The 17,019-nt window shown below is 68.0% G+C and carries 20 protein-coding genes; 9 read left to right on the forward strand and 11 right to left on the reverse strand.

Translation table 11 applies throughout. The features are described from left to right. The 3 genes from carB to VGE49_RS07900 all read right to left on the reverse strand — a co-directional run. Positions 1-1,917: carbamoyl-phosphate synthase large subunit (gene carB / locus VGE49_RS07890; RefSeq protein WP_331034010.1), on the reverse strand; the 1,917-nt coding region annotated here is incomplete at its 3' end. A 10-nt stretch (positions 1,918-1,927) separates the two neighbouring features. Then, entirely contained in the window at positions 1,928-2,203 is a 276-nt protein-coding gene (locus VGE49_RS07895; protein ID WP_331034011.1) for a hypothetical protein, read from the reverse strand. Positions 2,204-2,367: 164 nt separating this feature from the next. Continuing rightward, positions 2,368-3,072: an HAD family hydrolase gene (locus tag VGE49_RS07900; protein ID WP_331034012.1), complete on the reverse strand. Its 705-nt coding sequence runs from the start codon at positions 3,070-3,072 to the stop codon at positions 2,368-2,370. A 125-nt stretch (positions 3,073-3,197) separates the two neighbouring features. On the opposite strand from VGE49_RS07900, the gene VGE49_RS07905 reads away from it, so the two are divergent. The 4 genes from VGE49_RS07905 (at position 3,198) to VGE49_RS07920 (ending at position 7,432) form a co-directional block, all read left to right on the forward strand. Beyond that, on the forward strand, positions 3,198-3,911 hold the full coding sequence (locus tag VGE49_RS07905; RefSeq protein WP_331034013.1) for an SDR family NAD(P)-dependent oxidoreductase: 714 nt from the start codon (positions 3,198-3,200) through the stop codon (positions 3,909-3,911). Positions 3,912-3,920: 9 nt separating this feature from the next. Beyond that, a complete protein-coding gene (locus VGE49_RS07910; protein ID WP_331034014.1) occupies positions 3,921-5,216 on the forward strand; it encodes an amino acid permease in 1,296 nt (431 codons plus the stop codon). A 95-nt stretch (positions 5,217-5,311) separates the two neighbouring features. Beyond that, complete coding sequence (carA, locus tag VGE49_RS07915) at positions 5,312-6,472, forward strand: glutamine-hydrolyzing carbamoyl-phosphate synthase small subunit (protein WP_331034015.1); 1,161 nt, start codon at positions 5,312-5,314, stop codon at positions 6,470-6,472. Further along, positions 6,473-7,432, forward strand: a complete 960-nt coding sequence (locus tag VGE49_RS07920; protein ID WP_331034016.1) for a hypothetical protein — start codon at positions 6,473-6,475, stop codon at positions 7,430-7,432. It abuts the gene before it with no gap. A 3-nt stretch (positions 7,433-7,435) separates the two neighbouring features. On the opposite strand, the gene VGE49_RS07925 is transcribed toward VGE49_RS07920, so the two are convergent. Together VGE49_RS07925 and VGE49_RS07930 are read right to left on the reverse strand one after the other, a co-directional pair. After that, positions 7,436-7,900 (reverse strand): PAS domain-containing protein, encoded by a 465-nt coding sequence (locus VGE49_RS07925; RefSeq protein WP_331034017.1) that lies wholly within the window; start codon positions 7,898-7,900, stop codon positions 7,436-7,438. 79 nt (positions 7,901-7,979) lie between these two features. Further along, positions 7,980-8,246 carry a hypothetical protein gene (locus VGE49_RS07930; protein ID WP_331034018.1) on the reverse strand — a complete coding sequence of 89 codons (267 nt, stop codon included), beginning with the start codon at positions 8,244-8,246 and terminating at the stop codon, positions 7,980-7,982. Between the two features lie 193 nt (positions 8,247-8,439). On the opposite strand from VGE49_RS07930, the gene VGE49_RS07935 reads away from it, so the two are divergent. The 3 genes from VGE49_RS07935 (at position 8,440) to rpoD (ending at position 12,598) form a co-directional block, all read left to right on the forward strand. Further along, positions 8,440-8,577: a hypothetical protein gene (locus VGE49_RS07935; protein ID WP_331034019.1), complete on the forward strand. Its 138-nt coding sequence runs from the start codon at positions 8,440-8,442 to the stop codon at positions 8,575-8,577. Between the two features lie 127 nt (positions 8,578-8,704). After that, a complete protein-coding gene (dnaG, locus tag VGE49_RS07940; protein ID WP_331034020.1) occupies positions 8,705-10,588 on the forward strand; it encodes a DNA primase in 1,884 nt (627 codons plus the stop codon). A gap of 75 nt (positions 10,589-10,663) precedes the next feature. Further along, positions 10,664-12,598 carry an RNA polymerase sigma factor RpoD gene (gene rpoD / locus VGE49_RS07945; protein ID WP_331034021.1) on the forward strand — a complete coding sequence of 645 codons (1,935 nt, stop codon included), beginning with the start codon at positions 10,664-10,666 and terminating at the stop codon, positions 12,596-12,598. Between the two features lie 62 nt (positions 12,599-12,660). On the opposite strand, the gene VGE49_RS07950 is transcribed toward rpoD, so the two are convergent. The 4 genes from VGE49_RS07950 to VGE49_RS07965 all read right to left on the reverse strand — a co-directional run bounded on the left by VGE49_RS07950 (position 12,661) and on the right by VGE49_RS07965 (position 14,588). Continuing rightward, complete coding sequence (locus VGE49_RS07950) at positions 12,661-12,924, reverse strand: DUF2798 domain-containing protein (protein WP_331034022.1); 264 nt, start codon at positions 12,922-12,924, stop codon at positions 12,661-12,663. Positions 12,925-13,099: 175 nt separating this feature from the next. Continuing rightward, positions 13,100-13,453, reverse strand: a complete 354-nt coding sequence (locus tag VGE49_RS07955) for a DUF1428 domain-containing protein (RefSeq protein WP_331034023.1) — start codon at positions 13,451-13,453, stop codon at positions 13,100-13,102. Positions 13,454-13,649: 196 nt separating this feature from the next. Then, entirely contained in the window at positions 13,650-14,141 is a 492-nt protein-coding gene (locus VGE49_RS07960) for a VOC family protein (protein ID WP_331034024.1), read from the reverse strand. 3 nt (positions 14,142-14,144) lie between these two features. Beyond that, on the reverse strand, positions 14,145-14,588 hold the full coding sequence (locus VGE49_RS07965) for a VOC family protein (RefSeq protein WP_331034025.1): 444 nt from the start codon (positions 14,586-14,588) through the stop codon (positions 14,145-14,147). A 57-nt stretch (positions 14,589-14,645) separates the two neighbouring features. On the opposite strand from VGE49_RS07965, the gene VGE49_RS07970 reads away from it, so the two are divergent. Next, a complete protein-coding gene (locus VGE49_RS07970; RefSeq protein ID WP_331034026.1) occupies positions 14,646-15,338 on the forward strand; it encodes a winged helix-turn-helix transcriptional regulator in 693 nt (230 codons plus the stop codon). 4 nt (positions 15,339-15,342) lie between these two features. Here the strand turns inward: VGE49_RS07970 and VGE49_RS07975 are convergent, their stop codons facing one another. Next, positions 15,343-16,092 carry a YbhB/YbcL family Raf kinase inhibitor-like protein gene (locus VGE49_RS07975; RefSeq protein WP_331034027.1) on the reverse strand — a complete coding sequence of 250 codons (750 nt, stop codon included), beginning with the start codon at positions 16,090-16,092 and terminating at the stop codon, positions 15,343-15,345. Between the two features lie 81 nt (positions 16,093-16,173). Next, the gene (locus VGE49_RS07980) at positions 16,174-16,389 is read right to left on the reverse strand and encodes a flagellar hook protein FlgE (RefSeq protein ID WP_331034028.1); all 216 of its coding nucleotides are present in this window, start codon (positions 16,387-16,389) and stop codon (positions 16,174-16,176) included. A 225-nt stretch (positions 16,390-16,614) separates the two neighbouring features. On the opposite strand from VGE49_RS07980, the gene VGE49_RS07985 reads away from it, so the two are divergent. After that, a partial coding sequence (locus tag VGE49_RS07985; protein ID WP_331034029.1) for a DEAD/DEAH box helicase occupies positions 16,615-17,019 on the forward strand: 405 nt, incomplete at its 3' end.

Here is a 17,019-nt window from a genome sequence, read left to right on the forward strand (position 1 = left end):
CAGCTCCAGCACGTCCTCTTCGGTCAGAGGCTCGAAATAGAGGCGGTCCGAGGTGTCGTAGTCGGTCGAGACGGTCTCGGGGTTGCAGTTGACCATGATCGACTCGACGCCGATGTCCGCAAACGCGAAGGCTGCGTGGCAGCAGCAGTAGTCGAACTCGATGCCCTGGCCGATGCGGTTGGGACCGCCGCCGAGGATGATGGCCTTCTTGCGGTCCGACGGCTCGGCCTCGCACTCGGGGATCTGGCCCAGGGCGCCGGTCTCATAGGTCGAATACATATAGGCGGTGGCCGAGGCGAACTCGGCGGCGCAGGTGTCGATGCGCTTGAAGGTCGGGCGGACCTTCAGGGCGCGGCGGGCGCCGCGCACCTCGGCTTCGGTCTTGCCGGTCAGGGCCGCCAGGCGGGCGTCGGAGAAGCCCTTGGCCTTGAGCTTGCGGAACTCGGTCTCGGTCGCGGGCAGGCCCTGGACGCGGACATGGCCCTCGGTGCGGATCAGGTCCGCGATCTGACGCAGGAACCAGGGCTCGTAGAAGCAGGCGGCGTGGACTTCCTCGACCGTCAGGCCGTGGCGGAAGGCCTGGGCGATGACGCGGATGCGGTCCGGCGTGGGCTCGCCCAGGGCGCGGATGACGGCGGCGCGGGCGCCCGCGTCGTCGTCGGCGTCGGCGACGCCTTCGATCTCGATCTCGTCAAAGCCGTTGAGGCCGGTTTCCAGACCGCGCAGGGCCTTCTGCATCGACTCCTGGAAGGTGCGGCCGATGGCCATGACCTCGCCGACCGACTTCATGGCCGTGGTCAGGTGGGGTTCCGAACCCGGATACTTTTCAAACGCGAAGCGCGGGATCTTGGTGACCACATAGTCGATGCTCGGCTCGAAGCTGGCCGGCGTGACCTGGGTGATGTCGTTCTGCAGCTCGTCCAGGGTGTAGCCGACGGCCAGACGGGCGGCGACCTTGGCGATGGGGAAGCCGGTGGCCTTGGAGGCCAGGGCCGAGGAGCGCGACACGCGCGGGTTCATCTCGATGACGACCATGCGGCCGTCGGCCGGGTTGATCGCCCACTGGACGTTGGAGCCGCCGGTCTCGACGCCGATCTCGCGCAGGACGTTGATCGAGCCGGTCCGCATCAGCTGATATTCTTTGTCGGTCAGCGTCAGGGCCGGGGCGACGGTGATGCTGTCGCCGGTGTGGACGCCCATGGGGTCCACGTTCTCGATCGAGCAGATGATGATGCAGTTGTCCGCCGTGTCGCGGACGACCTCCATCTCGTATTCCTTCCAGCCCAGGACCGACTCTTCGATCAGGACCTCGGTGGTCGGCGACAGGTCCAGACCGCGCTCCACGATCTCGTGGAACTCCTCGATGTTGTAGGCGATGCCGCCGCCGGTGCCGGCCAGGGTGAAGCTGGGGCGGATGATGGCGGGCAGGCCCACGAAGGCCAGGGCCTCGTCGGCTTCCTCGATGTGGTGGATGGCGCGCGAGCGGGGGCTTTCCAGACCCAGCTTGTCCATGGCGTCGCGGAACTTTTGACGGTCCTCGGCCTTGTCGATGACCTCGGCCTTGGCGCCGATCATCTCGACGCCGTACTTGGCCAGGGCGCCCGAGGCGTTCAGGGCCAGGGCCGTGTTCAGTGCGGTCTGGCCGCCCATGGTCGGCAGCAGGGCGTCGGGGCGCTCCTTGGCGATGATCTTCTCGACGATGTCCGGCGTGATCGGCTCGATATAGGTGGCGTCGGCCACCTCCGGGTCGGTCATGATGGTGGCGGGGTTCGAGTTGACCAGGATGACCCGGTAACCCTCGGCCTTCAGCGCCTTGCAGGCCTGAACGCCGGAATAGTCGAACTCACACGCCTGGCCGATGACGATCGGGCCGGCGCCGATGATCAGGATGGACTGGATGTCTGTGCGCTTGGGCATCGGCGTCTACTCAGTTCGTCACGACCGTGCACTCCCAGCCGTCGTAATCGAGCTGGAAGGCCGCGGCCCAGGATTGCATCATGGCCGACACAGGCGAAAACGACGCCTCGTCGACCGCTATGGTCGTCTCCAGAACGGTCATGTCGTCCTGGCCCCGTGTCAGGAACCCGGCGCGGCGGGCCACCTCGTTGAGGTCGCCGTGGTCGCCGGCGCCATAGAAGTAGAACAGCGTATGGCGCGGGGTGATCCCGCTGTCGCCCTGCTCGGCCAGAGCAGCGCGCACCATAGCATCCTTTTCCTCATGGCTGGTCAGCGGCGGGCTCCACGCGCGCGAAGAAACCGGACGCAGGGCGAACCCCCGCGACCGATCCGTTCAGGTTGTCGGTTAAGCGGCCCGTTTAGAGAGGAGGGACCGGAGGGGCAAGGGCCAGAATGAGGCGGGTTGTGGATTCAGTCCGCGTCTTCAATGGCGGCGATCCAGTCGGGCAGTTCGCCGATGCGGCTGAGGCTGACGTAGCGGGGGTGGCCCTCCGGCGCCTCGGCCAGTTCGTGGGCCCAGGTGATCTCATAGGGAATGTGGGCGGCGAAGGCCCCGGCCTCGATGGCGGGCAGGACGTCGGACTTCATCGAGTTGCCGGCCATGACGGCCTCGGCGGCGCCGGTGCCGTGGCGGGCGAAGACGCGGTCATAGGTCGAGCGGTCCTTCTCCGAGACGATCTCGACGGCGGCGAACAGGTCGCCGAGGCCGGACGCCGCCAGCTTGCGCTCCTGATCCATCAGGTCGCCCTTGGTGATCAGGACCAGGCGGTATGTCTCCGACAGCTCGGCCAGGGCTTCGTCGACGCCCGGCAGGGTCTCGACCGGGTGGGTCAGCATTTCGCGACCGGCGGCCAGGATCTCGCGGATGATGTGCGGCGGGGCGGCGCCGTCGCACAGCTCCATGGCCGTCTCCAGCATCGACAGGGTGAAGCCCTTCACCCCATAGCCGTAGAGCCGCAGGTTGCGCCGCTCGACCTCGGCCAGACGCCCCATCATCACCGGCTCGTCGGCGTGATCGGCCAGCAGGTCCACGAACCGCTTCTGGCTCAGGCGGAAGATGGTCTCGTTGTGCCACAGGGTGTCGTCGGCATCGAGGCCGACCGTGGTGATGGTCATGGGGCGTCCAGGGTGAGTCGGGGGCTGGCCGCTTCCTAAACCCGCGCTGATGGCGAGGGTAGGGCGTGATCGGTCCAGAGACGCTTCAACCACGTATTTCCCCACGACAAGGGAGAGCAAAAGCCATGACGCAGGGTTCGGCGATCATCATCGGCGTGTCGGGCGGCGTTGGGCGGGCGCTGGCGCAGCAGCTGGGGCAGGCGGGCGACCGCGTGGTGCACGGCCTGTCGCGTACGCCGGTCGCGCCCATCGACGGCGTGACGCATGGTCTTCTCGATCTGGAGGACGAGGCCGGCATGGCCGCCGCCGCCGCCCGCATCGCCGAGGGGCCGCCGCCGAGCCTGATCGTGGCGGCGACCGGGGTGCTGCACTCCGGCCAGACGCCCGAACGCAGCTGGCGCGAGCTGACGGCGGAGCATCTGATGCGCGACTACCGGATCAACGCCGTAGGCCCGGCGCTGGCGGCCCGTCACTTCCTGCCTCTTTTGCCGCGCGACCAGCGGGCGGTGTTCGCGGCCCTGTCGGCGCGGGTCGGCTCCATCGGCGACAACCGGCTGGGCGGCTGGCACAGCTATCGCGCGTCCAAGGCGGCGCTGAACATGATCCTGAAGACCCTGTCGGTGGAGCTGGCGCGCACCCATCCGCAGGCGGTGGTCGCGGGCCTGCATCCGGGCACGGTGGACACGGCCCTGAGCGCGCCCTTCCAGCGCGGGGTCAAGCCGGAGAAGCTGTTCTCCCCGGCCTTTTCCGCGGCCAGCCTGCTGACGGTGATCGAGGGTCTGACGCCCGCTGACAGCGGCGGCGTATTCGCATGGGACGGGGCGAGAATTCCCGCGTAAAGGGCGGGCATGACCCAGACGGAAATCCTGCCCGACCCGCCGCACCGCATTGGCTGGGCGCTCGCCGCCCTGGTGGTGGCCGGCAATATGATCGGTTCGGGCGTCTATCTCTTGCCTGCGACCCTGGCGCCGACGGGCAGCAGCAGCCTCATCGGCTGGCTGATCTGCGGCCTGGGCGCCGTGACCCTGGCCCTGGTGTTCGGCGGTCTGGGCCGGATGCAGCCGGACGCCGACGGTCTGTCTGACTTCACCCGGCGCGGCATGGGCCGCTTCATCGGCTATCAGACGGGGCTGGCCTACTGGGCCGCCTGCCTGGCCGGGAACGTGGCGCTGGCGGTGGCGGGCACCGGCTATCTGGCCTTCTTCATTCCGGCGCTGAAGGAGCCTTTGTGGGCGGCGGTCAGCAACCTGGCCCTGATCTGGCTGACGACGGCGGCCTATGCCTCGGGGGCCAAGACGGCGGCGCGGTTCGGGGCCATCACCCTGGGCCTCGGCCTGATCCCCATCGTCCTGGCCATCATCGCCGGGGCCGTCGCCTTCAGCGGCGATACCTTCGCGGCCTCGTGGAGCCCCGGCGACCAGCCCCTGTTGAAGACCGTCCCCGCTTCGCTGGCCATCATCTTCTGGGCCTTCCTGGGCGTGGAGAGCGCCGCGGCCCTGTCCAGCCTGGTCAAGAACCCGTCCGTCGACGTGGGTCGCGCCTCGCTGGGCGGGGTGGCTCTAGCCTTCATCGTCTATGTGGCCGCCAGCATCGCCGTCTTCGGCGTCATTCCGGCGGATGTGCTTGTGCATTCGACCAGCCCCTACGCCGACCTCGTGGCGCGGGTCATGGGCTCGTCCGTGGCCGGTCTGGTCGCGGCCTGCGCCGTGATCAAGGTGCTGGGCACCATCGCCGGCTGGACCATGCTGGCGGGCGAGACCTCGCGCGGGGCGGCCGAGGCCGGCTGGATGCCGCGCTGGTTCGGCGGGGCGCAGAAGGGCAAGACTCCGCTGAGCAACCCCATCCTCAACTGCGTGGTCATGAGCGTCCTGGTCGTCGCCAGCGCCCAGCCGACCCTGGGCGAGCAGTTCGGCGTCCTGATCGGCGTGACCTCGGTGCTGACGCTCTGCCTCTACGCCCTGTGTTCGATGACGCTGTGGAAGCTGACGACCAAGACCGGCTGGCGCGCCCTGGCCGTGGTCGGCGTGGTCTTCTCGGCCTTTGCGGTCGCGGCGGCGGCGGGTGGCTATATCCTGCCCAGCGTCGGATTCTTCGCCCTGACCAGTCTGGCCTGGGTCTGGGTGCGCAAGGGCCGGAAGGTTTGAGGGCGATAAGGTCCAAGGGCGGTTGACCCCGCCCCGGCATCTCTTTAGTCACCCCGCCGTTTGTCTGCCCGTATTCATTGTTAGGAGCCTGCGCCATGACGACCCAGATTCTGTCCGGCGCCACTGGCGTCCTCGCGCTCGCTGACGGCACCATCCTGCAGGGGATCGGCGTCGGCGCCGTCGGCACGGCCCTCGGCGAAGTAGTCTTCAACACCGCCATGACGGGCTATCAGGAAATCCTGACCGACCCCTCCTACATGAGCCAGATCCTGGCCTTCACCTTCCCGCACGTCGGCAACGTCGGCGTGAACGTCGAGGACGTGGAGCAGATCGGCGACGGTTCCGGCACCTCGGCGCGCGGCGCCATCTTCCGCGACGTCCCGACCGATCCGGCCAACTGGCGCGCGGGCGGCGATCTCGACGCCTGGATGAAGCGCCGCGGCGTGGTCGGCCTGGCCGGCGTGGACACCCGCGCCCTGACCAAGATCATCCGCGACAAGGGCGCGCCGCACGCCGTCATCGCCCACCACCCGGACGGCCAGTTCGATCTCGAGGCCCTGGTGGCCCAGGCCAGGGCCTGGACCGGCCTGGTCGGCCTGGACCTGGCCAAGGACGCCTCGACGCTTCAGGCCTTCGACTGGAACGAGGGCGTCTGGGAATGGCCCGCCGGCTATCCGCGCGTGGAAGCGACCGACAAGAACGTCGTGGTCGTGGACTATGGCGTGAAGCGCAACATCCTGCGCGCCCTGGCCTCGACCGGCGCCAAGATCACCGTGGTTCCGGCCACCACCTCGGCCGAGGACATCCTGGCCCGCAATCCTGACGGCGTGGTCCTGTCGAACGGTCCGGGCGACCCGGCCGCGACCGGCCAATACGCCGTGCCCGAGATCAAGAAGCTGGTCGCCAGCGGCAAGCCCCTGATGGGCATCTGCCTGGGCCACCAGATGCTGGCCATCGCCCTGGGCGCCCAGACGGTCAAGATGGAGCAGGGCCACCACGGCGCCAACCATCCGGTCAAGGACCTGACGACGGGCAAGGTCGAGATCGTGTCGATGAACCACGGCTTCACCGTGGACCGCGACAGCCTGCCGGACGCCGTGGTCGAAACCCACGTCAGCCTGTTCGATGGCACCAACTGCGGCATCGCCGTCAAGGACAAGCCGATCTTCAGCGTCCAGCACCACCCCGAGGCCTCGCCCGGGCCGACGGACAGCCTCTATCTGTTCAACCGCTTCGCTGAGTCGATGAAGGCCTAGATGACGGCTCCCGCGGCGAAGTCGGCGTATCTGGGCTGGCTCGCCGGGGCGATGCTCGGCGAGCGGGGAAAGCCCGCGGCCTCGGCGCCGACGGATGACCTGATCCTGGGCTACGCCACCGGCTATGACGCCGCCGACGTGGCGCCCTTCGTGCGCTCGCTGCGGGCCGTGTTTGACGGGCCGGTGGTTCTGGTCGTGGACCAGGAGCCGGAACTTCTCGCCTTCCTGGCCGAGAACCGCATCGAGGCCGCAGCCCCCGCGCCGGTCGCGGCCTGGGCGCCGCACCCGGTGATGGCGCGCTTCGCCGCCTTCGACCGGCTGATGAGCGAGCGGCCCCAGGCCCGCAACGTCCTGCTGACCGACGTGCGCGATGTTGTCTTCCAGGCCGCGCCGTTCGCGCCGCAGCCGCGCGGGCTGGAGTTCTTCAATGAATACGCCGACGGCGTCCTGGCCGATCACGCCTTCAACATGAAGTATCTGCGCGGCGTCGGCGGCGAGGATGTCGCGCGCGCCCTGGCCGACAAGCCCTGCGTCTGCGTCGGCACGGTGATGGGGCCGCGCGAGGCCATGATCCGTTTCTGCCGGACCCTGCTGATGCTGGCCGCCGTGCCGCGCTCGGAGATCGGCGGGGCGTTCGGGGCCGATCAGGCGGCCTGCAACATCGCCGTCCACCTGGGCCTGATCGAGGGCGAGATCGTGCCCAACTACGGTAGGGTGGCCACCCTGGGCCTGACGCCGAGCGCGGACTTGCGCGTGCAGGACGGCCGCATCTTCAACCCCGACGGCGGGGCCAGCCCCATCGTCCACCAGCACGACCGGCATCCGGCGTTGGCGGCGGCCGTGCACGAACGTTGGGGCGGTGGGATGGAGCATCGTGAGCGCGTCCGCCCTAAATCCTCGGCCGAGCGCCGGCGCAAGCTGCGCGATTCCCTGATGCGGCGCCTGCCGGAGCTGCGCTGAGCCTCAGTCTCGGCCGAAGCGACCACGGACCGAGATCGACTGCCGCAGCCGTTCAGCGCGCAGGCTCCAGCGTTTTGGGTCGGTCGCGGTGGCGATGACGCCGATGACGGCGCCGCCCTCGTCCTTGAGCGGATAGGAATCGACGAAGACCGGCGCCGGCTCGCCGCCGGCGCCCAGCAGCCAGACCTCGTCGATGATCGGCTCGCCTGTGGTCATGGCCCGCACGACCGGCAGGGCCTCTCTCTTCGCGACGGAGCCGTCCTGGGCGAAGATCTGGAAGCGGTCGGCGTAGTCGTCCGGTCGAGCGCCGACAGGGTCGGGGATGTCCAGCCCCGGAACGCCGCCCGCCACCATCAGGATCTGGCCCGTCGGCGCGGCGTGCAGGATGACGGCGCCGCCCAACTGTTCCGCCATGACCTCGAGCAGGGGGCGAAGGAAGGCGGCGTGCAGCGGAGCGGCGTCGGACATCGGGAAACTCGGAAAGAACGTCCTGACGGTGTGCGCCCGGTTTCTGAATTTTTCTGTAATGAAGCCTGTTGCGAAAGGCTCAGGGCAGTTCGACGAAAGTCGTATCCCGCCGCAGTTCGCTGGCCTTTCGCACCGCCATCGGCGCCGCCGAAATCCAGTAGGCGGCGTCCTCAGTCCGGCGGGCCAGCCTTCTCTCCAGCCCGCGGCGACGGCGCGCGGCGGCGTTGTCCAGCAGGCGCGCGTGCAGGGCGCGGGGCGAAAGGCGCGGAATGGCGGGGGAGCCGGGGACGGCGACGGCGTCGGGGCCTTGGGGCTCCACCGCCGGGCGGGCGATGGCGATGAGCATGGATCGTCCTTCAAGCGAATCAATCCACAGGCTGTGGATAATCGGGTTGTCGCGCGGCATTTCGTTCGCATTCGGACGATGGCGGGGCGGCGACGGCCTTCTTGGTTAATGAAGCCCTAACGCAGTTTTGCGGAGCTGGGCTTTTCCATCTGTCATGGATCGCGCCTAAGGTGGCGGGTCCTGGAGGACGCCCATGAGTTTCAGCCTGATGCGAACGGTCGCTGTCGTCCTGAGCGCCGGTCTGCTGTTGTCGGCCTGGGCCAGCGGGGCGCGCAGCGACTTCGGCCTCAAGGGCGAGGCCCTGGGCCGGACGGGCGAGGCGTGGAAATAGGCCTGCGGCCGCAAGCGACGGACTTCTCCTCGATCTTCACAGGGCTGTGGAAAACATAGTCGGGGATGGCCATGTACGACGGCGCGACGGCCCTTCCCCTCATCCCCGCGCCAAGGTGTCTGAAGACGTGCGTTTCGACGATCGTTTCCTTGAAGAACTGAAGGCCCGCCTTCGGCCGTCCGACGTGATCGGGCGGACGGTGACGCTCAAGCGTCAGGGCCGCGAATATGTCGGCCTCAGCCCCTTTTCCAAGGAGCGGTCGCCCAGCTTCTTCGTCAACGACGACAAGGGCTTCTTCCACGACTTCAGTTCCGGCAAGCACGGCGACATCATCAGCTTCCTGCAGGAGACCGAGCGGCTCAGCTTCGTCGAGGCGGTGCAGCGGCTGGCGGGCGAGGCGGGGATGCAACTGCCCGCCGAGGACCCGCAGGCGGCGGAGCGCGAGGCGAAGAAGCAGGGCCTGACCGACTGGATGGACCTGGCCCAGAAGTGGTTCGCGGCCAACCTGCGCCGCTCGGTCGGCAAGGCGGCGCGCGAATATCTGGAAAAGCGCGGTCTGCCCGAGGATCAGTGGGAACGCTTCGGCCTGGGCTACGCCCCCAACGACCGCGAGGGGCTGAAGAACGCCCTGATCCAGCGCGGGGCCAGGCCCGGCGATCTGGTCGAGGCCGGGATGCTGATTTCGCCCGACAGCGGCGGGGCGCCCTATGATCGGTTCCGCGACCGGCTGATGTTCCCCATCCTGGACGCGCGCGGACGGATCGTCAGCTTCGGCGGGCGGGCCATGAACCCCGACGACCGGGCCAAGTATCTGAACGGGCCGGAGAGCCCGCTGTTTCACAAGGGCGCCACCCTCTACGGCCTGCCCGAGGCCCGTCGCATCCTGGGGGCCGAGAGCCGCGGCGAGCAGGGCATCATCGTCGTCGAAGGCTATATGGACGTCATCGCCTGCCAGCGCGCGGGCCTGCCGGCGGTGGCGCCCATGGGCACGGCCCTGACGGAAGAACAGATGGAGCGTCTGTGGCGGGTCTCGGCCGAGCCCGTGCTGTGCTTCGACGGCGACGCGGCGGGGCTGCGGGCGGCCTACCGCTCGATCGAACGGTCGCTGCCCCTGCTGAAATCGGGGCGGTCGTTCCGCTTCGCCCTGCTGGAAGGCGGGCAGGACCCGGACGACATCCTGCGCGACAAGGGGGCGCCGGCCCTGCGCCATGCGCTCAGCGACACCCGGCCCTTCATCGAGGTCCTGTTCCGCCGCGAGGTCGAGGCCGAGCCGCTGGACACGCCGGAACGCAAGGCGGGGCTGAAGGGGCGGCTGCGTCAGGCGGCCTCGGCCATTCAGGACAAGGACCTGGCCGAGCAATACCGGCGCGACCTGTTCGAGCGGTTCGACGCCCTGTTCCCGCGTCAGCCGCAACAGCAGGGCTATCCGCAGGGCGGGGGGCGGCCCGGCCCCGGCGGGCGCTGGCGCGGTCCGCCGCCCAAGCTGGGGCAGACGACCGAGGGCGCCCAGGCCATGCACGCCCTGTTCCGCTCCATTGAGCCGGTGGCAGCCGCCCTGGCCCACGGCGCGGTCGATGATCCCGAGCGGATGGACGACCATCTGGAGGCCATCGCCCGGCACGGATTCGGCGATCCGGCGCTGGACGGACTGGCGCAGGAACTGGTCCGGCTACGGTTTTCCGGCCGGAGCCTTGACTCCGCCGCGATCCGACGCCATCTGGCCCACTCGGGTCATGATGCCTTGATGCACGAGGTCGAGAAGGCGGCGGCAAAGTCCGGCGCGCCATTCCTGGCTGCAGACAAGCCCCTCGGCGAGGCGAGGATCCGGTGGTCGCAGGCGTTTGACGCTCTGACCCGCGTAGCGGCGTTGGAGCAGGCGCTGGCGTCAGCAAAGTCGGGCGCCCATCAGGCGTTCGACAACTCGGCCTTCACCCTGGTGAAAGCCGAGCGCGATGCTTTGCGACGGGCCATCAAGACCGGAACGATTTGGGAAGACGCGGCTTCTTCGTAACTAACGAAGTCGTCCGGCGTTGTATTTTCGCCGCAGGGGACTGATCACCCCCGAGCGGTCGTGGAGACAGACTGAATGAGCGCGCAGACCGAGACGCAGGATGCCGAAGCCAATACCGACGGGCCCCTGCTCGATCTGACGGACGCCGGCGTCAAGAAGTTCATCAAGCAGGCCAAGGCCCGCGGCTATGTCACGATGGAGGAGCTGAACAAGGTCCTCCCGTCTGAGGAAGTGACCCCGGACGCCATCGAAGACACCCTGGCCATGCTGTCGGAAATGGGCGTCAACGTCGTCGAGGCCGAGGAAGATGCGGCGGAATCGACCGGCACCGACGTGGCCGCCGCCGCCGAGACCTCGGTCGCCGAAGCCCCGGCCAAGGCCGCCTATGACCGCACCGACGACCCCGTGCGCATGTATCTGCGCGAAATGGGCTCGGTCGAACTGCTGAGCCGCGAGGGCGAAATCGCCATCGCCAAGCGCATCGAAGCCGGCCGCGACGCCATGATCTCGGGTCTGTGCGAAAGCGCCCTGACCTTCGAGGCCATCATGGTCTGGCGCGAGGAGCTGGCCAACAACCGCATCCTTCTGCGCGAAGTGATCGACCTGGACGCCACCTATGGCATCCTCAATCCCTCGTCCCTGCCGCACAATCAGCCCCCGGCCGGCGAGGCCCCCGCGCCCGGCGCCGAGAAGCCCGAGGGCGAAGGCGAGGATGAGGACGAGGACGACTTCGACGACGGCGGCGGCATGTCGATCTCGGCCCTGGAAGCCGAGTTGCGCGACGGCGTCATGGAAGTCCTGGACGCGATCGCGGCCGACTTCGGCGGCTTCCGCAAGCTGCAGGACAAGCTGGTCGAGGCCCGCCTGAAGGGCGAGGTGCTCAGCGCCAAGGACCACAAGGCCTACGAGACGCTGACGAAGACGATCTCGGATCGTCTGAAGACGATGAAGCTGAACAACAACCGCATCGAGGCCCTGGTCGAGCAGCTTTACGCGATCAACAAGCGCCTGATCGGTCTGGAAGGCCGCCTGCTGCGCCTGGCCGACAGCTACGGCATTTCGCGTCCCGAGTTCCTCAAGGCCTACTTCGGCTCGGAGCTGGACCCGAACTGGTCGGAACGCGTCAAGGAAATGGGCGTGCGCTGGACCAAGTTCAGCGACAATGAAGCGGCCCAGATCGCCCAGATCCGCGCTGACGTCGCCGCCGTGGCCACCGAGGCCGGCCTGCCGATCGACGACTATCGCCGCATCGTCCAGACGGTCCAGAAGGGCGAACGCGAAGCCCGCCAGGCCAAGAAGGAAATGGTCGAGGCCAACCTGCGCCTCGTCATCTCGATCGCCAAGAAATACACCAACCGCGGCCTGCAGTTCCTGGATCTGATCCAGGAAGGCAACATCGGTCTGATGAAGGCGGTCGACAAGTTCGAATACCGTCGCGGCTACAAGTTCTCGACCTACGCCACCTGGTGGATCCGTCAGGCCATCACCCGCTCGATCGCCGACCAGGCGCGGACCATCCGCATCCCGGTGCACATGATCGAGACGATCAACAAGATCGTCCGCACCAGCCGCCAGATGCTGCACGAGATCGGCCGCGAGCCGACCCCGGAAGAACTGGCCGAAAAGCTGGCCATGCCGCTGGAGAAGGTCCGCAAGGTCCTGAAGATCGCCAAGGAGCCGATCAGCCTCGAAACGCCCATCGGCGACGAGGAAGACTCGCACCTGGGCGACTTCATCGAGGACAAGAACGCGGTCCTGCCGATCGACGCCGCCATCCAGTCGAACCTTCGCGAAACCACGACCCGCGTCCTGGCCTCGCTGACCCCGCGCGAGGAACGCGTCCTGCGGATGCGCTTCGGCATCGGCATGAACACCGACCACACCCTGGAAGAAGTCGGCCAGCAGTTCAGCGTGACCCGCGAACGCATCCGTCAGATCGAGGCCAAGGCCCTGCGCAAGCTGAAGCACCCTTCGCGGTCGCGGAAACTGCGGTCCTTCCTGGACAGCTGATCCGGGGCGCGGACGACAAAAGGCGAAGGGCGGCTCTGGCGAGCCGCCCTTTTTCTTTGGTCTCAGCCCTGCGCGGGTTCGACGATCAGGCCGACGATGCGGCGCACCACCGGCAGGACCAGCAGCAGGGTAGGGAAGGCGACCAGCCAGGACAGGCCCCAGGCGGACATCCAGGTCGAGGGGAAGGCCGGGGTGAAGCCCAGGCTGCGGGCCGTGGCGATGGCGGAGACCACGAAGGTCATCAGCAGCGACAGGACCAGCGGGGTCGCCACGGCGGCGTAGCGCGCGGGCAGGCGCCGCAAGGTGATGAAGGTGGGATAGCTCATTTGAAAGCAGTCTCATCAAAGAGGTCGTCGGCCATGTGCATCCGCCCGATGAACGGGATGTTCCGGCCGAGACCGGAGGATGCGTTGCCTGACGTGAGACGCTTACGGCCTTCGCGAGGAAGACGAGGGCGGCCTAACGCATCCGATCGGGGCGCGCAAGGCCGCCGGAAAACGCCTACTGCTTCTCGTCGAAGACCGTCTCGAAGCCGCCCCACATCATGCGCTTGCCGTCGAAGGGCATGTCCATGTTCGCCATGGCCGGGTCTTCCTGCATCCTGGCCCAGGCGTCATCGGCGGTCTTCTTGTCGGGCCAGATCAGCCAGGAGAAGACCACGACCTCGCCGTCCTCCAGCTTCACAGACATGGGGAAGCTGGTCAGCTTGCCGTCCGGCACGTCCACGCCCCAGTTCTCGACATGGGCCAGGGCGCCATAGCCCTTGAACAGGGGCCAGGCGACGCGGGCGGACTCGATGTAGCGGTCCTTGTTCTCGGTTTTCACAGGGGTCAGGAAGCCGGTGATATAGGACATCTTGATTTCTCCTTCGGAGGTTTGGCCCCTATCGCTCGCCGCGCGGCGGCTTGCTGCTTGAGGGGCGGGTGGGGATGGTCGTTGAAGGCGCAGGCGTAGGCTTGGTGGAAAGCGACAGCTCAGGCCGCGTCGGGTCGAGACCCGCAGGGAGGCGCGAAGCAGTCAAGGCGAGCCTTCCGACCGCGGCCCACTAAGTTCACCCAATCTTGTCAGCAGCGGCCTCGATGGCGGCGATGTCGATCTTCGTCATCGTCATCATGGCCTCGAAGGCGGCCTTGGAGCGGGCGGGGTCGGGGTCGTCATAGAAGGCCATCAGGCGACGCGGGGTGATCTGCCAGTTCACGCCCCAGCGGTCCTTGCACCAGCCGCAGGCGCTTTCGGCGCCGCCATTGCTGACGATGGCGTCCCACAGGCGGTCGGTCTCGGTCTGGTCGTCCGTCATGATCATGAAGGAGACGGCCTCGGTCTGGGGGAAGTTCGGCCCGCCGTTCAGGCCGACATAGGGCCGCCCGGCCAGGGTGAACTCGACCACCAGTTCGGACCCTTCGGGGCTGGACGGATTGTCGGCGGGGCTGGCGACAACGCGGTCGACGTGACTGTCGGGCAGGCCCAGCGAGACGTAAAATTCGGCCGCCTTCTTCGCCTGGCCCAGGTCGTACCAGAGGCAGGGAATGATCTTGTCGGTCATGGCTCAGCCGCCTCCAACCTGGGCGGCGAAGGCCTCGGGGCCCTCGGCGGCGGCTTCGGGGTCCATCCACATGACTTCCCAGATGTGGCCGTCGGGATCGGCGTAGCTGCGGCCGTACATGAAGCCGTAGTCCTGGGCGGCGTTGGGGTCGGCCTGGCCGCCCGCCTTGGCGGCGCGGTCGATCACGGCGTCGACGGCCTGGCGGCTGTCTTCCGAGACGCAGATCAGCACCTGGGCGGTCTTGTGCGCGTCGGGAATGGCGCGGTCGGTGAAGCTGGAGAACTTGTCGTGGGTCAGCAGCATGGCGTGGATGGTGTCCGAAAACACCAGGCAGGCGGCCGTGTCGTCCGAGAACCTGGGGTTCAGGCTGGCGCCGACGGACTCGTAGAAGGCGACGGAGCGGGGCAGGTCAGTGACGGGCAGGTTGATGAAGACAAGCTTGGCCATTTGGCGATCCTCCCTGATCTGGCGTAACGGTGTCCTATCGTGTTATGTTAGTCAACCATGAAGTTAGAAAAAGTAACTAACGTATCCCCCGGCCGCTCGCGCCGCTACCATGACGCCTGCGGCGCCGCCCACGGGCTCGACCTGATCGGCGAGCGTTGGGCGCTGCTGGTCATACGAGAACTCATGATGGGGCCGAGGCGTTTCAGCGACCTGCGCAAAGACCTGTGGGGCCTGTCGGCCAACGTCCTGACGCAGCGGCTGGAGGGGCTGGAGGCCTCGGGCGTCGTCCAGCGCCGCAAGCTGCCGCCGCCCGCCTCGGTCCAGGTCTATGAGCTGACCGAGTGGGGCTATGAGATCAAGCCGGTCTTCATGGTGCTGGGCCGTTGGGCCGCGCGCTCGCCCCAGCACGATCCAAGCCTGCCGATCAGCGCGGTGTCCGTCATGCAGTCGTTCGAGACCATGTTCGATCCGGCGAGGGCGCGGGGCGCCGTCATGCGTCTGGGCTTCGCCCTGGACGAGGACCGCATGGTGGTGACTGTGGCCGACGGAAGGATCGAGACGCGACGGGGCGAGGTCGAGGGCTGCGACGTCGTGGTGCGCGCCTCGCCGCCCGCGGTCGTGGCCGCCGCCGTCTACGGCAAGGTTCCGTTGCAGGCGCTGGAAGGCGAGGGGGCGATGACCATCGAAGGCGACCGCGCCGTCTTCGCCCGCTTTATCGACTTCTTCCACCTGCCCGAGAAGGCGGGCTGAGCCTCTAGAGCCGGAAGGGGCGTTTCGGATCGGGCGGTTCGCCGCCGCGCCTGCGGGTCACGCCCTCTTCGTTGTGCGGGGCGTGGCGGTCGATGTCGCCGCTGTCCAGGGGGCCGCGCCCGGCCGCGATCTCGGCCCGGGTGGGGTGGCCCGTGGCCGGATCGGCGCCGTAAGAGCCGGTGCGGGCGGGCGAGGGTTGGTCGCTGATGTCGCCGCCGCTCTGATAGCGGCCGACCAACTCGCCCTTGGCGATGGCGCTGCCCTTTATCGCATTGACCAGCTTGGACAGGGGCGTCTCGGGCGGCAGCTCCAGGCGGCGGTCGAGGGCGAACATCTGGAAATGATAATGATGCGGGGCCGATCCGGGCGGCGGCGCCATGCCCAGCCAGCCGTGCTCGCCCCTCAGGTTGCGGCCCTGGACGGCGCCCGGCACGGACGCCGGGTGCGCAGCCTGCTCGACGTCGGCGGGCAGGGCGGTGAGGTCGCCGGGGATGTTCCACATCATCCAGTGCACCGCCGGCTCGTCGCGCGGGGCGTCGGGGTCTTCGACGACGAGGGCGTAGCTCTCGGCCTCCAGCATCCCGCTCCAGGCCAGGGGCGGCGAGGTCGCATCGCCCGCCAGGCTGTACTCGGCGCCGATCCAGCCGTCGACGTCGACCGCGTCGGAGGTCAGCACCAGTCCGCCGCCCTGATAGGGCTGGACCTTCATGAAGGCGATGGATTGGCCGGAAGGGCCGGGATGCGACTGGGCCATGTGCAATCTCCCTGCAGGGCGCGCAGGGAGGAAACGTGCGGCGGCGAGGATCGTTCGCCGTTGCGGTTCAGATCGGCTCGATCAGACCAGGACGTCCAGCAGCGTGCCCATCATCTCGTCCGCGGTGCGAGCGACGGCGGCGTTGGCCGAGAAGTCGGTCCTGGCGCGGATTTGCTCGACGGCCTCGACCGCCAGATTGTCCAGCGAGCCCTCGGCCGTGCGGCGGGCGCTGGCCTCGAAGCGCGAGGCGGCGTCCTGCATGCCGGCGGCGGCGATGGTCAGCGGCGGGATCGTCATGGGCGGTCTCCGGGCGGAAAATGAACTCGGCTGAGCCTCAGGATCGTGGCTTTGCGGTCAACGGCGCCTGAACAAGCGTGGTGAACGGCGGTCTTTTTGCGGAAAACCGCCGCATCGGGGCCGTTATTGGTGTATAGAGACCGCCTTCTCATCGCCCGGCCGGCTGTTAAGCCTTGGCCGGGCGCGGTCGTTTCGGCGACCGCCTTGCTCTTTTTCAGGTCGTATATGCCCTTTCCCGCGATCCACCCCGCGCTAGACCGCGCTCTCGTCAACAAGGGCTATGCCGAGCCCACCCCCGTCCAGGCTGCGGTTCTGGAAGGGCACGGCGAGGCCGACATGCTGGTCTCGGCCCAGACCGGATCGGGCAAGACGGTGGCCTTCGGCCTGGCGGCGGCCGCGTCCCTGCTGGGCGACAATGAAACCTTCGGTCCGGCCGACGCCCCGCTGATGCTGGCCATCGCGCCCACGCGCGAACTGGCGTTGCAGGTTTCGGCCGAGCTGGAATGGCTGTACGGCGAGTCCAAGGCCAAGATCACCACCTGCGTCGGCGGCATGGACGCCCGCAAGGAAGCCCGCGCCCTGAACTTCGGCATCCACATCGTGGTCGGCACCCCCGGCCGCCTGAAGGAC

The organism is Brevundimonas sp., assembly GCF_036405315.1.
In the GTDB taxonomy this organism is placed as follows: Bacteria; Pseudomonadota; Alphaproteobacteria; order Caulobacterales; family Caulobacteraceae; genus Brevundimonas.